The 13,278-nt window shown below is 64.2% G+C and carries 18 protein-coding genes; 3 read left to right on the forward strand and 15 right to left on the reverse strand.

The features are described 5' to 3' along the window. Positions 1-42: 42 nt before the first annotated feature. From FJ942_RS22260 to FJ942_RS22315, 12 genes are all read right to left on the reverse strand, one after another. Positions 43-192, reverse strand: coding sequence for a hypothetical protein (locus tag FJ942_RS22260; protein WP_140898953.1), 150 nt, complete (start codon positions 190-192; stop codon positions 43-45). Continuing rightward, positions 189-521, reverse strand: coding sequence for a DUF2934 domain-containing protein (locus FJ942_RS22265; RefSeq protein ID WP_140521455.1), 333 nt, complete (start codon positions 519-521; stop codon positions 189-191). The genes FJ942_RS22260 and FJ942_RS22265 overlap by 4 nt, the downstream gene beginning before the upstream one ends. 200 nt (positions 522-721) lie before the next feature. Then, positions 722-973, reverse strand: a complete 252-nt coding sequence (locus FJ942_RS22270) for a hypothetical protein (protein WP_140521454.1) — start codon at positions 971-973, stop codon at positions 722-724. A gap of 277 nt (positions 974-1,250) precedes the next feature. After that, positions 1,251-1,847, reverse strand: coding sequence for a BA14K family protein (locus FJ942_RS22275; RefSeq protein ID WP_140521453.1), 597 nt, complete (start codon positions 1,845-1,847; stop codon positions 1,251-1,253). Positions 1,848-1,958: 111 nt separating this feature from the next. Beyond that, positions 1,959-2,480 carry a DoxX family protein gene (locus tag FJ942_RS22280; RefSeq protein ID WP_140521452.1) on the reverse strand — a complete coding sequence of 174 codons (522 nt, stop codon included), beginning with the start codon at positions 2,478-2,480 and terminating at the stop codon, positions 1,959-1,961. Positions 2,481-2,697: 217 nt separating this feature from the next. Then, positions 2,698-3,195 (reverse strand): tetratricopeptide repeat protein, encoded by a 498-nt coding sequence (locus FJ942_RS22285; protein ID WP_140759708.1) that lies wholly within the window; start codon positions 3,193-3,195, stop codon positions 2,698-2,700. A gap of 31 nt (positions 3,196-3,226) precedes the next feature. Beyond that, positions 3,227-4,198 carry an MBL fold metallo-hydrolase gene (locus FJ942_RS22290; protein ID WP_140499010.1) on the reverse strand — a complete coding sequence of 324 codons (972 nt, stop codon included), beginning with the start codon at positions 4,196-4,198 and terminating at the stop codon, positions 3,227-3,229. A gap of 109 nt (positions 4,199-4,307) precedes the next feature. Continuing rightward, positions 4,308-4,553 carry a DUF680 domain-containing protein gene (locus FJ942_RS22295; RefSeq protein WP_140499012.1) on the reverse strand — a complete coding sequence of 82 codons (246 nt, stop codon included), beginning with the start codon at positions 4,551-4,553 and terminating at the stop codon, positions 4,308-4,310. 283 nt (positions 4,554-4,836) lie between these two features. Beyond that, positions 4,837-5,142, reverse strand: coding sequence for a hypothetical protein (locus FJ942_RS22300; RefSeq protein WP_140499015.1), 306 nt, complete (start codon positions 5,140-5,142; stop codon positions 4,837-4,839). Between the two features lie 198 nt (positions 5,143-5,340). Then, entirely contained in the window at positions 5,341-6,303 is a 963-nt protein-coding gene (locus tag FJ942_RS22305) for an AraC family transcriptional regulator (protein WP_140499017.1), read from the reverse strand. 327 nt (positions 6,304-6,630) lie between these two features. Then, a complete protein-coding gene (locus FJ942_RS22310; protein ID WP_181167667.1) occupies positions 6,631-7,668 on the reverse strand; it encodes a helix-turn-helix domain-containing protein in 1,038 nt (345 codons plus the stop codon). A gap of 124 nt (positions 7,669-7,792) precedes the next feature. Next, positions 7,793-8,920: a KamA family radical SAM protein gene (locus FJ942_RS22315; RefSeq protein WP_140898955.1), complete on the reverse strand. Its 1,128-nt coding sequence runs from the start codon at positions 8,918-8,920 to the stop codon at positions 7,793-7,795. A gap of 126 nt (positions 8,921-9,046) precedes the next feature. Between FJ942_RS22315 and FJ942_RS22320 the strand changes: the two genes are divergently transcribed. Together FJ942_RS22320 and FJ942_RS22325 are read left to right on the forward strand one after the other, a co-directional pair. Continuing rightward, positions 9,047-9,400, forward strand: a complete 354-nt coding sequence (locus FJ942_RS22320; RefSeq protein ID WP_140556406.1) for a hypothetical protein — start codon at positions 9,047-9,049, stop codon at positions 9,398-9,400. Positions 9,401-9,487: 87 nt separating this feature from the next. Next, on the forward strand, positions 9,488-10,018 hold the full coding sequence (locus tag FJ942_RS22325; RefSeq protein WP_140556404.1) for a DUF1629 domain-containing protein: 531 nt from the start codon (positions 9,488-9,490) through the stop codon (positions 10,016-10,018). Between the two features lie 24 nt (positions 10,019-10,042). Here the strand turns inward: FJ942_RS22325 and FJ942_RS22330 are convergent, their stop codons facing one another. Beyond that, entirely contained in the window at positions 10,043-10,774 is a 732-nt protein-coding gene (locus FJ942_RS22330) for an SDR family oxidoreductase (protein ID WP_140898957.1), read from the reverse strand. A gap of 32 nt (positions 10,775-10,806) precedes the next feature. Beyond that, complete coding sequence (locus tag FJ942_RS22335) at positions 10,807-11,292, reverse strand: VOC family protein (RefSeq protein ID WP_140898959.1); 486 nt, start codon at positions 11,290-11,292, stop codon at positions 10,807-10,809. A 111-nt stretch (positions 11,293-11,403) separates the two neighbouring features. Here FJ942_RS22335 and gcvA point away from each other — a divergent pair, with 111 nt between their 5' ends. Then, entirely contained in the window at positions 11,404-12,288 is an 885-nt protein-coding gene (gcvA, locus tag FJ942_RS22340) for a transcriptional regulator GcvA (RefSeq protein ID WP_140898961.1), read from the forward strand. Between the two features lie 36 nt (positions 12,289-12,324). Here gcvA and FJ942_RS22345 read toward each other — a convergent pair. Then, positions 12,325-13,278, reverse strand: a 954-nt coding sequence (locus FJ942_RS22345; RefSeq protein ID WP_140898963.1) for an ABC-F family ATP-binding cassette domain-containing protein, incomplete at its 5' end; no start/stop codon positions are given.

Raw genomic sequence — 13,278 nt, forward strand, 5'->3', positions numbered from 1 at the left:
CAGGGACAACGCCGAGAATAAAGGACCAACGAGTCGATTTCCTCAATGGCGCTTGAAATACTGCACCTCGCGCTCATGCTTCTCCGCCGCCTCGCGGCTATCGAAATTCCCCAGGTTCCGTCGCTTGCCCGTCTTCTCATCCTTCTTGCGCGAATAGAGCCGGTATTTTCCGTCCTTGAGTTTGCGGATCATTTGGCCTCTCCCTGACCGGGATTTCGCCGCCGCTTGCCCTTCAGCCCGAGTGCTGCCTGTTCGATCGCGGCGCGGTCGTTGCCCAGCCTGTCGATCAGGTCCTGTGCCTGCTTGCCTGATATGCCGGTGCGCATGGCCAGCTCCTCGACCGTAAGCACGTCGGTGCTGGCAATCTCGCGCGGCGGCGCGTTGCCCGCCGCCATCGACAGCTCCCTGTCGATCTCGGCCTCCGCGCGATGCCAGTGCTGCTCGGGGTCGCCGCCGCCTTCGCGCTCCCAGATCCGATAGGCGCGCTCCCGGATTTTCCCATGCCGTTGGTCGTCGCCCATTTCTCAAATCCTCCATTGGGTAGCATCTGAACGCCGCCCGCCTCCGAACGATCCAAAGAATTTGCGTGATCGCCGGGCCGGGTCGTTGGAGATTGGGATGACACGAGGCGCGCCGGGCAGAGCCCGGTCATGGAGCGAAATGATCCAGGCGGCGGGTCCCCCCGCCGCCTGGATGCCGGCCGCGGCGGCCGGCTTTGTTGTCAGCGTCCCCAGACGCCCTGACCATAGCCCTGTGCAGGCATGTCGGAGTTCGAGTTTGCCCCCATTGCGCTGTCAGTGATGCTGTTTGTGACGCTCGGGACAACCGCCTTGGCGCCGCCCGACATCATGGCATGGGCGGTTGGATAGCTGCTTGCGGCAGGGATGAAGTCGGAGCCAAAGTGGTCGCTGCCGGCAAAAGCCATGCCGGAGGCGAACAACAACGAGGCAACGGTCAATACGATCTTCTTCATTTCGGTTTCCATCTTTTGAAGTTGACATTTGGCCCCGACGCGCCGCCCGCCCGCGTTCATGGGACCGTGTTTGTTGTTTCAGGCGAAACCGGCCAACCGCGATCCCACTGGATCTTGCAGTGACAGGTCGTTCAGCGCACGACCGTCTCGGTCCGTTGTTGCGCTGTTGGCGGCTTGATAAGGGCGTGGTGTTTGTGTGGGCGTGGTAGGCAGCGTGGTAGAAACCCTTGCCGGAGTGGAATTTTGCGTGGAATGCAGCCGGAAAGCGCAGCGCCCGCTATTGGCATTGCCGCCTCGGCCCGCCGGAATAGGGCTGGTAGCTGTTGTCTTCCGGGCGGTAGGAGCGGTAGCGGCTGAAGCAGGAGGCGACATGGTCATCATCGCCAGCGGCCGCATAGGCGCCCGGCCCAGTGCCGTTGTCCTCGACGTAGCTGGCCTCGGCGGCGGGCGGCGCGGCACGGTCGGCGTCGAGATAGGGCGAGATGCAGGGGCGCTGCTGCCCGCTATAGGACATGTAGCTGTTGTCCTGCGGCCGGTAGGAGCGGTAGCGGCTCGCGCACCAGGCGACATGCGGCTGCGGCAGTTCGGCCGTGGCGGGCGCGATGGCGCCGGTGGCGGTGGGATCGGTCTCCCCGGCCTGGCGCTTGGGCTCGATATTGGCGGGCGCGGGCTGCTCGGCCGGCAGGCGCTCGAGATTCTGCGCCGTTCTGTCCACCGGCCGCGCCGTTTTGGTCCAAAGCTCCGCCATACTGACGGTGGCCGGTGCCTGGCGCGGTGGGTTCGCGGTGATTAGCCAGACGGCGAAGGCCAGACCGCTACCGAACACCGCAAGGGTCAAAACGAAACCGCAGACCAGTCCCAACAATGCTTTCACGCCGCGCTCCTTGAGCCCCTGCTAAAGCAATGCGGGGGGTCAAGGCTGGTTCCAGCAAAGCGCGGGAAATAGGCGCGGCGCTCCGCTGGGCGAATGCGAAGGCGGCGCCGTTCAAACCAGCTGCTTCACGTCCACTGGCAATTGGGTCTCCGCTGTGGGCAACGCGGCCGGCATGTCCTCGCCGCGCTGGCGCTGCCGCAGATGGAGCGCCAACAGCCGGTCCAGCGAGACCCTGCCGGCCCCGGCAACGGCCAGCACGAACATGCCGCCCGATATCGCCAGGTCCTTTTCGAAATGCAGCAGTTCGTTCTGGCTGCCGAAATTGGTGTGGAACAGCATGGCCGTTGCCAAACAGAACAGGCCGAGCGCGATAGCGCCAAGCCGCGTCAGCAGGCCTGACGCGAGGGAGAGCCCTGCCCCCAGTTGCAACGCTACGGTGGCGACAAACAGCGGCAGGTTGACACCAAGCGCTGCCATGGCTTTGGCGGCGGCATTGAAATGGGCGGCCAGCGTGGCGCCCTCATGCAAAAAGATGAGAGACAGAAGCAGGCGGCCGGCAAGCAGGCCCACGTCCCCGAGGTGGTATTTAGCGGCAAGACCCTGCAGCTTCGCGGAGCGTTCGGTCAATGTCATGGTCAGCCTCCGATCTTTTTGGCACGGGCAGGCGCCAAGCGCCTGATGTTGAAAAGGCCGGAGCCGGCGCGAGGGAGAGGATGCCGGCTCCGGCAAAGCGCGCCAGCCACGAGCGCCCAACCGTGGTGGACGAAGGGGCGAGTTCGGTGCCAACGCCCCTGCTCCGTCTCGGCTACGCCGAGCCAGCTCTCCCCATTTGTGGGGAAGAGAAAAGGTCCTACTTCGTCACCTTGGTGTCGATGGCCTGCCGCAGGTCGGAAAGCTCGTCGCACCCGGCCGGGCACAGCTGCTGCAGGGAGGCCAGCTGCTCCTTGGCCTTGTCCATGTCGCCGGTCTCGACATAGAGCTCGCCTAGATATTCGCGGGTGGCTCTGTGGTCGGGCTTCAGCTCCAGCGCCTTGGTGTAGTAGGTGAGCGCGGTCTTGTAGTCGCCGGTCTTGCGCAGGGTGAAGCCGAGCAGGTTGTAGACGTCCGCCTGCTGCGTGTCCTGCGCCAGATCGCGCAGCTCGGCCAATGCGCCGGAATAGTCCTTGGCATCGATCTTGGCCTTGATGGCGGTGAGATCCGGCGCGTCGGCGCCTTCGATGTCGTCGACCGCATAGGCCGGCATGATTGTCGCAACGGGAAGCACGGTCAGCACGGCAATGGCGCCGAGCAGGCCGAACAGGGCATGTCTGCCCGACAGGGCATTTCTGCTCAAAAGGGATCGTTTCATTGTCTTTCTCGCTTGCGTTGGAAGCTCGTGCTCAGATCTGGACCGGGGTAAATCCGTACGCCTTGCCGTCCTTGACGAAGGTGCCGGTGCCCGGGAACGGGAAGTGCGACCCGGAAATGCGGATATTGTCCGATATCACCCGGTCGATGATCTTGTGGCGCGTGGCGATTGCCGTCGGTCCGTCCTGGTCGTAAGCGCCCTGCCACTCCGGATGCGGCGCCAGCAGCGCCGGCACATACATAGTGTCGGCCGAGATCATGATCTGCTCCTTGCCGGAGTTGGCCAGGTAGACAGAATGGCCTGGTGTGTGGCCGGGCGCGGCGATGATCTGGATGCCGGGCGTGACCTCGGCGCCGTCCTCGACCAGCTTCCAGTTCTTCCATTTCGGAAAGTTCTCGGCGATGCGCTTGCCCGCCGGCTTGCGGCCCTCGGGCAGCTTGGCCAGCCGGCTTGGGTCGGTCCACCACTTGTATTCGGTGGCGTTGACGATGAGCTCGGCATTGGGGAACACCGGCGCGTTGGTGCCCTTTTCCATCAGGCCCCAGACATGATCGGGGTGGAAATGCGAGATCATGACGGTGTCGATCGCGTTGTAGTCGATGCCGGCCGCGGCCATGTTGGCCGGCAGATGCGTGGCATTGGCCTGCCACTGGCCGACGCCCGAGCCGGCATCCATCATGATCAGCTTGCCGCCCATCTTGAGCACGACGACAGTGAGCGGGATGGGCATGAAGTCGGTGGTCAGCCCCGCTTTGGCGAGTGCTGCCTTGGTGTCCTCGACCGAGACATCCTTGATGAAGGCCGGGTCGTGCGGCTTGCGCCAGATGCCGTCATAGATGGCGGTGATCTCGATATCGCCGACCTTGTATCCGTAGAAGCCGACGGTGGGCTCCACCGGAGCTTGCGCGAAGGCCGGACGGATGAATTCAAGCTTGCCGGCAAGGCCGAAGGCAGCAGCAGCGGCGGCGGTGCCAAGCACTGTGCGGCGTGTCATGGTGAACATGGTGATCTCCTGTTCGAGGTGGTGGCTAAAAGTCGCGTATGGCCAAAGTCCTGGAAGGAATGACGAGGAGAGGCCGGTACCCGTCGGGAGCCGGCCCGGCCCCATGAATTCAGCGACCCCAGAGGCTGTCGTTGTTGTGTCTGGTGATGATGTCCTGCACCGACCCCTGGCTCGGCCCCGTCTTTATCTTGGTGTCGGCGCCATTGGGGCGTGCGGTGTAGGCGATCGAGCCGGTGGCATTGGTGTCGACCGGAGCGACCGGCTGGTTGGCGTTATTGGCGCCATGATCGCTGCCGGCGAAGGCAGCGCTCGAGGCAAGCATCATGGCAGCCACGCTGAGAGCGAGCTTGGTCATTTTGGCTAGGTCCTTGTTTCGTTTCCTCGGCGCGGGCCGTCAGATTGGCCCGCTACAGTGAAGACCCTGCAGCCCCGCGCTTTATTCCCGGGCGCGATGAGATTCTTTTGAAGGAGAAAAATCAGGGGCTCGGCGGCCAGGACTGAAGTCCTCGCCCACGAATATTAGCGAGAGGAACCAGGCTGGGAATGCCGCCGCGTTCCGGCACGCCGACCGCGTGCACGCACGAAAGGCGCCGGCGCAGCGCGCCGGCGCCTCTGATGATACGCCGAGTCCGTTCTGGTTACGGACAGGTCTTCTTGCCGCAGACCGCGATGCAGATCGCCGGGTTCGAACAGGTGTAGGTTTTTCTCGAGCTGGTCCCGGACGAAGACCCGCTGCTGGAAGCGGCGATCTGCCCGGACGCGCCTTTGGACAGGTCCAGCGCCTTCATGTCGGGATCGCGCGCGGCGATCTTGCCGCATGTTTCGCTGCCGCAGACCGCCCTGCAGATTGCCGGATTCATGCATTTGTAGGCCGCGAAGACCTCGGTCGGAAGAATTGCGCAGAAAACCGTAATGCCCAGTATCAAGCTTCTCGCCGCACGCATTTTTATCTCCAGGGCCAGCTTTCCGATGTCACGGAGGCCTGGCCGCTCGCCCCCGCTCCCGCGCATGCCGTTGCACCCGCGTCCGCCGGCGCGACCATGCCCGCACCGGGGATAAAGGCGTATCGCACTGGCGGCACAGGCAAGTGGCACTGACGGAACAGGTGACCGGGTTTGCCAGCGTGAGCGGCCGCATGCGTCTCACGGCGCGCGGCCGGCGCGCACCTCCGATGGGGTCATGCCATAGCGGGACCGGAACTGCCGGTAGAAGGTCGAGGGTTCGACCAGCCCCGCCTCGAAAGCGAGGTCGGCGATCGGCCTTGCTGAAAAAAGCGGGCTGGCGAGCTGCCGGTGGACCCGCTCCAGCCGTCTTTGCATGACATAGTCGGAAAACCCCTGCCCCTCTTCGGCGAAAAGGCGCCTGATGTAGCGCGGGCTGAGCCCCAGCCCCCGGCCCGCCGTCTCTGCCGAGAGGCGCGCTCGGTGCAGGTTCTCCTCGATATAACGCTTGATGGCATGCATGCGGGCGGTACGAACGCCGCGGCCGGCGACCACCTGGTCAACCTCGCGGTTGGCGCCGACCGCCGCGGCGAACAGATCGGCAATGTGCTGGGCGGCCAGCGGCGCCAGACCGGGGCCGATCGCCCCACCCGCCACCGCCTCGACATAGGCCAGCAGAAGCCGCGCTTCAGGCGTGCCGGGATTGATGGCATCCGGCCTGAGATCGCCGACATGGCGAAGGAGAGGAGTGAGCGTCGATCGGGCAAATCGCGCGCAGATCGTCCAATCGCCGTTCTGCGCCCTCGCTCGCCAGCTCCGGTCCATCGGCATGATGCAGGGCGCACCGGGCGAGGTCTCAACCGCCTCGTGCCGTGCCGTATCGAAACGCCACCCGCCCGCGATCCAGGACACCACCAGGTCGTCATTGGCGTCCTGCTGGAGCGCGGCCGTGCGTTCCCAAGCCATGGGCGCGACCTGCCCGTGGGCCACGCTCACCCCTGGCAGGATGGTGGTGGAGGCGCTTAGCCGCAACTCGCCGCGTTCAAGCGGCGCAAGGTCCAGCCGCATGCAGATGCGGCCATAGAACTCGCGCACGGCAGCTTCGCGCTCTCGGGCCGCGATCGCGTCCGTGGACAGAACTATGATGGTGTCCTGGTCGGCCACCTGCGTTCGATCCCCGCTCAGAACCTCACGGGGTGCCGCCGATGGCGGGCGCCGTTTGCTGCCTCTCCGCTCTAGACAGTGCCATGAACCCCTCCAGTGCCCTCGACGTGGTGTGAGCCTTCGGCCGCTTTTCGCGCGGGCTGCGGCAGAATTTCAAGACCTATGTGAGGGCTCCGCGCAAATGTGGCATGAGGCGCAGGGAATGTGGCCGCTGGTGCAACCGATCGGGGAAATCGCTTCGGAAAGCACGGGAAGGCTCTTCACATGCCTGCTGATCGGACACCGCTTGTCCATTGATTCATTTGCCTTTCGGCTGGCACGCCGCCTCTATCGCAGTTCGCGGATCCAGTGCCACATGGTGCGGTTCTCGCCATGGCCGAGGGACTGGCTGCGCCCATGGGCGGCATGTGCCCGCATCTCCCGCGGGGTCATGTCGAAAGAGCGGCGGAAGGCGCGCACGAAGCTCTTGCGGTGACCGAAACCATAGCGATCGGCGATCTCGGCAATGCTTTCGTGCCGGCGGCCGGGATCGGCGAGTTCGGCGCGGCAGCGGCGCAGCCTCTCCTCCTGGATATATCTGGAAAGACCGCCATGAGGCTCGAAGAGGTAATAGAGCTTGCGCATGGAAATGCCGAACATGGCGGCGATGGCCTCGGCGGTGAGGTGCCGGCTGCGGATATGCGCGTCGATGTGGCGACGGATCTCGCTGGTCAGCGCCAGGTGGACCGAGGCGGCGTTTTCCTCCGCCACGGCCGAATTCACGGCTGCGGCGGCGAGTTCCAGCGTCGGCCCGATCACCGCCTCGGCGTCCTGACGGCTCATTGCGGGCGCGGCCCCGTAGAGGCCCACAAGATGCCCACGCAACAGCGCTGCCAACGGCGCGTTGCCGGAAATGACGCGCATATTGTGCTCGTCCGGCGCCTTTAGGAATGGCGCCAGCAGGCGGCGCGGCATGGTCAGGTTGAGGCTGTCGAAATCGGACGTACCCGTCGACTGGGCCTGTGCCAGGTCGGCCACGATCAGGTCCCCCGACGAGGCCTTTTCATCCGATGCGCCATCGCGCCGTCCATGGCTTCCGCGCAGGCAGACCTGCACAGTGATGTGATCGAGGCCGTCGCGGCTGATCCGGGCGCGCGAGCGGTCGAAGCTTTGCGCGATGCACCCATACGAGGTGAGAACGATCTCGCCGAAGTGAAAGGCATCGGCGTGGAAATGAAACCGGTCATCGCCGGCGTTGCGCAGGCGAACGTCGTAGAGCAGGCCGATATTCTCCTGCCACAACGCAAGGGCTTGCCGAGGCGCCAGGCCTGCCGTGTCCAGCACGCAGTGCTGAACCCCGGTGTCGACGAATTGCCGTTGGGACACAACGCCTTGACTGCTGCCTGCCGCTGCCACCGCCCATGCTCCGCAACCGCGAACCGCTCACAATATGCATTTATGCCGGGGCGCGACAACGCCTGATCGCACGGACGCCGCCGGGAATGTGGACTCAGAGCTGGCTCACCACTTCTGTATATTCCCTCACCTTTCCATCCTGCCCACGAATGCGCCAGTTGCCGCCGTCGCGGTCTTCCACGTAACCCGGCCCGATCGGCACCTTGCCGCCACCGTCGGGCAGGTCGAGCACGTAGATGGGATTGCAGATGCCGGACAGGCGCGCGCGCAGCGCGGCCACCAGCGCCTGGCCTTCGGCGATCGTGGTGCGGCGGTGCGCCATGCCGCGCGCGAGGTCGCCGTGGTGAAGGTAATAGGGCTTTACCCCCAGGCGGTACATCAGCTCGCGGCAGAGTTCCTCCTGCACCTCGACAGTGTCGTTGACGCCCTTGAGCAGGACGCTCTGGTTGAGCAGCACGAATCCCGCCTGCCGCAAGCCGCGGCAGGCCGCCTCGGTCGCATCGGTGATCTCGCGCGGATGGTTGAAATGGGTGACGACCGTGATCATCAGCCGGCCTTGCAAAGCAGCGATCAGCCCTGGCGTGATGCGTGAAGGCAGCGCGACCGGCACGCGGGTGTGGATGCGCATCAGCCGCACATGCGCGATCGCCTCGATGCGGGCGCGGATTTCGCTGAGCGCCTTGTCGGGCAGCGAGAGCGGGTCGCCGCCAGTCAGGATCACCTCGCGGATCTCGGGGTGGGAAGCGATATAGGCGAGCGCCGGCTCCAGGGCTTCGCGCGTATAGCCGCGTCCGATCGAGGTCAGGGACTCCTTGCGGAAGCAGAAGCGGCAATAGACCGCGCATTGATAGGTGGGAAACAGCAGCACCCGGTCGGCATGGCGATGCGTCAGCCTGGGCACCGGACTGAAGGCGTGGTCGCCGATCGGGTCGTCGAGCTCGCCTTCGCCGGTCACCAGCTCGTCGGGAGACGGGATGACTTGCGCCCGGATAGGATCGGCGGGGTCTTCCCAGTCGATCAGGTCGAGATAGGATTTGGGGATACGCACCTTGTGGCGGGAGGCTGCTTCCTGGGCCGCCGCGCGTTCGCCTGGCGACAGTGGCAGCACGGCCAGATCGCGCACATGGCGCACGCCGGCGCGGATGTCGTCCTGCCAGGCGGCGTCGGCATCGGAAACGGGCTCAACTTCGGCCGTCGTCGCATCGTGGAGCTGTGTGATCATGGGGTTCTCGAGGTTTTTAGCGGACCTATCGGCCGGATGGCCTGCCGGGTCAACCGCCTTGCGCCGGCCTTCCCCGTGTAGCAAGGAGGGTCTGTGCTCTCGAAAATGCCGCGGAGAAGACCCGGGATGAGACTTGTGGTGTTGGTGGTGCTAGCCACGGTGGCAACCGGATGTGTGAGCTCTCCGGTGGATTATGGGGCCTCGCTTTCGACGCAAGACCCGAAATGGATATCGCCGGAATGCCAACAGGCCCGGGTCGAGGCCTCGAACTATGATGCGCGTGAAAAAGAGCATCCCGGTTGGGGGACCGGTGTCTTCCTTGGCCCTTACGGATTGGGTCTCGCGGCAGCCATCAAGGAGCACGAGCAAAAGGAGCGCAAGATATTCGCCCGCAGGATACATTTGCAGTGCTCGAGTTTGCCGCTGCCGAACGAACTCGCGGGCGAGCCGAGCCCCCCGGCCACGACAAAATATCCATAGATGATATGCTTTGATGCTTCTGAAGGCAGGCCAGCGTTTGATGGGATCGCAGAAGCGGAAGCAGGACTGAACTTGGGAACGCCGGCGATGACGACCATTTACGAATTCGCGGTTGTCGAGGGCCAGGAATGGGTGCTTCCGGTCGACGAGGCCTACTACGAGGTCTTCTCCTCCCTTGACGGAACACCCCTCGAGAACTGGGATCCACCGGTCATGCGCCGCGTGTCGGAGGGCGACCCCCTCTATTCGGACTTCCCTTGGCTTGGCGAGCATGCGCCGCTTTTGCGCAAGCCTGCCGTCGACGCGCTGAAGGCATATCTGCTGCCCTATGGCCAGCTGATCCCGTTGCGCGGGGAAGAGGTCTGGCTTTTCAACGCGACCACCGTGATCGATGCGCTGGACGAGGAGCGGTCTGGAATCGTCTATTTTGATGACGGCGCCATTCTCGCGATCGAGCGATACGAATTCGATGCGGACAAGATCGGCACCGCCGAAATTTTCAAGCTGCCGATGCGTGCGTCCCCGGTGTTCGTCAACGACACATTCGTCAATCGCGTGCGCGACGCCGGACTGCGGACGGTATCGTTCAAACCCAGGTGGCGTCGCATCGAAGCGTGACGTTTGACGACCCTGCGATGCCAACTAGATCAGGTTCTGTCCGCCATCGATGCGGATCGTCTCGCCGGTCGTGAATTCGCTTTCCATGAGGTAGAGATAGGCAGGGGCGACGTCGGCGGGCGTAGCGACCTTCCTCGCGGGCAGGCGGGCGGCCATGCCGGCGAAAAAACCGGATTTGGCCTCACCGACGAGTTCGTCCCACATCGGCGTGTCGACCCATCCCGGCGACACGATGTTGACGCGCGTCGGGGCCAACTCCAGCGCCAGCGCCCGGGCGAAATAGCTGAATGAACCGGCGATCGCGGAAACAACCGAGCCTCCGGGAACCGGCGGGCGGTCCTTGTTGATGCCTGATGTGAAGGTCATGGACCCTCCGGCTTTCAGCGTGCGCACGCCATGTTTGGCGAGCATCACGGCGCCGATCAGCTTGTTGTCGACGAAGCGCCGCACGTAGTCCATGTCGGTCTGGCCGATCGGGTCGTTGGGCGGCGGCGTGCCGGCTGTCGAGACGAGGTGGTCGAAGGCACCGGTTTCGTCGAACATCCGGGTAATATCCGCCTCTTTCGTCATATCAGCGGAAAGGCTTCGCACGCGACCGCCCGGGCCGAGCGTCCGTTCCGCGGCCTTGAGCTTTTCGCCCGAGCGGCCGACGATCACCAGCTCCGCGCCGCGCTCCAGCGCGGCTGCCGCTACGCCGAGCCCTACGCCGGAACTGCCTCCGACGACAATAATTCTCTTGCCCTTGAGCGATGCCATGGGAACCTCCGTCTTCAGGATGGACTGCTGGATTACGCCTTGCCGGCGTGGGCCGCCTCAATGTCGGCGACAATGATCTTGCTCATCTTGTACATCGCCTGCCGCGCCCGGCCCGCCTTGTCGCGGTCCGGGTCGTTCATCAGGCGCAGCGCCGCTTCGGGGATCACCTGCCAGTAGACGCCGAATTTGTCCCTCAGCCAGCCGCAAGGCTTTTCTGCGCCGCCGCCCGCCGTCAGCGCGTTCCAGTAATAATCTGTCTCGGCCTGGTCCTTGGTCTCGATGTAGAGCGAGATCCGCTCGTTGAACGGCGGCATCGAGCCGGCATTGAGCGCCGTGAAGCGCTGGCCCTCGAGCTCGAAGTCGAAAATCGCGTGCGGCACCGTTTTATTCGTGCCGCCGACGAAATCGGTGAATTCGATCGCCTCAAGCGCCCGGCCATTCTTGAACACAGACAGATAGAAGTCGCGCGCCTCTTCGGCGTTGAGATGGAACCAGAGGAAGGGGTGAACGGTAGCCATGCTGCTCTCGTGACGTTTGATCACAAATCCTGCGAGCATTCTGTCCAGCATGCGCTGGACAGACAATCCAAACTTTGGCAAGGATTTGTGATCAAATCTCACAGATTGGCCATGATCCGCAGACTTCCCCCACTCAACGCGCTGCCGGCCTTCGAGGCCGCCGCGCGGCATTTGAATTTCTCCAGGGCAGCCGACGAGCTCAACGTCACGCACGGCGCCGTCAGCCGGGCGATCAAGCACCTTGAGGAACAGCTCGGCGTGCTTTTGTTCGAGCGCGCGACGCGCTCGGTGCGCCTCACCGCCGTGGGCGAGCCCTATGCGAGGGCGGTCCACGAGGTGCTCGACCAGCTCGCGGCCGCCACCCAATCGGCGACGGCCGCCCATTCGGGCTCGACATTGAACGTCTCCACCTCCGACGGCTTCGCGGGAAAATGGCTGGTGCCGCGGCTCTATCGCTTTCATCGCGCGCATGGCGACATCGACGTCAGGATTTCGACGACCGGCAGGTTGACCAATTTCCTTGGCGACGGCATCGACGTCGCCATCCGCTATGGCGCCGGAAACTATCCGGGTCTCACATCGGAATTCCTCACTGGCGAGGAGGTGTTTCCAGTGTGTAGCCCCAGGCTCATGCAGGGCGCCTGGCCGCTGGAGAAGCCCGACGATCTCAGGCACCACACGCTGATCCATGATGGTTTCCCGATCGGCTGGGCGGCTTGGCTGTCCAGCGCGGGAGTGGAAGGCGTGGATCCGCGGAGCGGGATTACCTTCGATTCCGCCACTTTCGCCGTCGAATCGGCCGTGCAAGGTGAAGGCGTGGTACTTGGCCGGACCATGCTCGTGGCGGCCGACCTCGCCACCGGAAGGCTTGTCCGCCCTTTCGGCCACGCGCTGAAATCGGTTTCCAGCTTCTACCTGGTCTACCCTCCGGACGCGGTCCGCCGGCGCAAGGTGAAGGCTTTTCGCGATTGGCTCTTTTCGGAAATGACGGCGTAGCGTTTCACGGCCGCTTCCGGAGAGTAGCCTCTGTGCTTATCCCCTCAGCCCCGGTGCCTCCTGCCCGGTGCGCTCGACATATTCGGTGTAGCCGCCGCCATAGGTGTGGATGCCATCCGGCGTCAATTCCAGCACGCGATTGGACAGCGCCGCCAGGAAATGGCGGTCGTGCGAGACGAACAGCATGGTGCCCTCATATTGCGACAGCGCCTCGATCAGCATCTGCTTGGTGACGATGTCGAGATGGTTGGTCGGCTCGTCCAGCACCAGGAGGTTGGGCGGGTCGAACAGCATCAGCGCCATCACCAGCCGCGCCTTTTCGCCGCCCGAAAGCACCCGGCACTTCTTATCGATCTCGTCGCCGGAAAAACCGAAGCAGCCGGCAAGCGCCCGAAGCGGCGCCTGGCCGGCCTGCGGAAAATTGTCCTCCAGCGTCTGGAACACGGTGCGCTCGCCGTCGAGCAGCTCCATGGCATGCTGGGCGAAATAGCCCATCTTGACGCTCGGACCACGCGCCACCGAGCCCTGGTCGGGATTGGACGCGCCGGCCACCAATTTCAACAGCGTCGACTTGCCCGCGCCATTGACGCCCATGATGCACCAGCGCTCGCGTCGGCGCACCTGGAAGTCGAGCCCTTCATAGATCGAACGGCTGCCATAGGCCTTGTGGACGTTCTTCAACGTCACGACGTCCTCGCCGCAGCGCGGCGCCGGCTGGAACTCGAAATTCACCGTCTGGCGGCGCTTCGGCGGCTCGACGCGATCGATCTTGTCGAGCTTCTTCACCCGGCTCTGCACCTGGGCCGCATGCGACGCGCGCGCCTTGAACCGTTCGATAAAGGCGATCTCCTTGGCCAGCATCGCCTGCTGGCGCTCGAACTGCGCCTGCTGCTGCTTGTCCGCGATCGCGCGCTGCTGCTGATAGAATTCGTAATTGCCGGAATAGGCGGTGAGCGACCCGCCGTCGATCTCCACCACCTTTTTGACCAT

This window comes from Mesorhizobium sp. B2-4-2 (assembly GCF_006442845.1).
Taxonomy (GTDB): domain Bacteria; phylum Pseudomonadota; class Alphaproteobacteria; order Rhizobiales; family Rhizobiaceae; genus Mesorhizobium.

What these genes read in the sequence shown, in the direction of transcription:
- FJ942_RS22260 (WP_140898953.1), bottom strand. Translation starts at nt 192, where the DNA reads ATGATCCGCAAACTCAAGGACGGAAAATACCGGCTCTATTCGCGCAAG.
- FJ942_RS22300 (WP_140499015.1), bottom strand. Translation starts at nt 5,142, where the DNA reads ATGCGTGCGGCGAGAAGCTTGATACTGGGCATTACGGTTTTCTGCGCA.
- FJ942_RS22330 (WP_140898957.1), bottom strand. Translation starts at nt 10,774, where the DNA reads ATGGCATCGCTCAAGGGCAAGAGAATTATTGTCGTCGGAGGCAGTTCC.
- FJ942_RS22265 (WP_140521455.1), bottom strand. Translation starts at nt 521, where the DNA reads ATGGGCGACGACCAACGGCATGGGAAAATCCGGGAGCGCGCCTATCGG.
- FJ942_RS22295 (WP_140499012.1), bottom strand. Translation starts at nt 4,553, where the DNA reads ATGACCAAGCTCGCTCTCAGCGTGGCTGCCATGATGCTTGCCTCGAGC.
- FJ942_RS22335 (WP_140898959.1), bottom strand. Translation starts at nt 11,292, where the DNA reads ATGGCTACCGTTCACCCCTTCCTCTGGTTCCATCTCAACGCCGAAGAG.
- FJ942_RS22270 (WP_140521454.1), bottom strand. Translation starts at nt 973, where the DNA reads ATGAAGAAGATCGTATTGACCGTTGCCTCGTTGTTGTTCGCCTCCGGC.
- FJ942_RS22285 (WP_140759708.1), bottom strand. Translation starts at nt 3,195, where the DNA reads ATGAAACGATCCCTTTTGAGCAGAAATGCCCTGTCGGGCAGACATGCC.
- FJ942_RS22315 (WP_140898955.1), bottom strand. Translation starts at nt 8,920, where the DNA reads ATGATCACACAGCTCCACGATGCGACGACGGCCGAAGTTGAGCCCGTT.
- FJ942_RS22290 (WP_140499010.1), bottom strand. Translation starts at nt 4,198, where the DNA reads ATGTTCACCATGACACGCCGCACAGTGCTTGGCACCGCCGCCGCTGCT.
- FJ942_RS22280 (WP_140521452.1), bottom strand. Translation starts at nt 2,480, where the DNA reads ATGACATTGACCGAACGCTCCGCGAAGCTGCAGGGTCTTGCCGCTAAA.
- gcvA (WP_140898961.1), top strand. Translation starts at nt 11,404, where the DNA reads ATGATCCGCAGACTTCCCCCACTCAACGCGCTGCCGGCCTTCGAGGCC.
- FJ942_RS22325 (WP_140556404.1), top strand. Translation starts at nt 9,488, where the DNA reads ATGACGACCATTTACGAATTCGCGGTTGTCGAGGGCCAGGAATGGGTG.
- FJ942_RS22320 (WP_140556406.1), top strand. Translation starts at nt 9,047, where the DNA reads ATGAGACTTGTGGTGTTGGTGGTGCTAGCCACGGTGGCAACCGGATGT.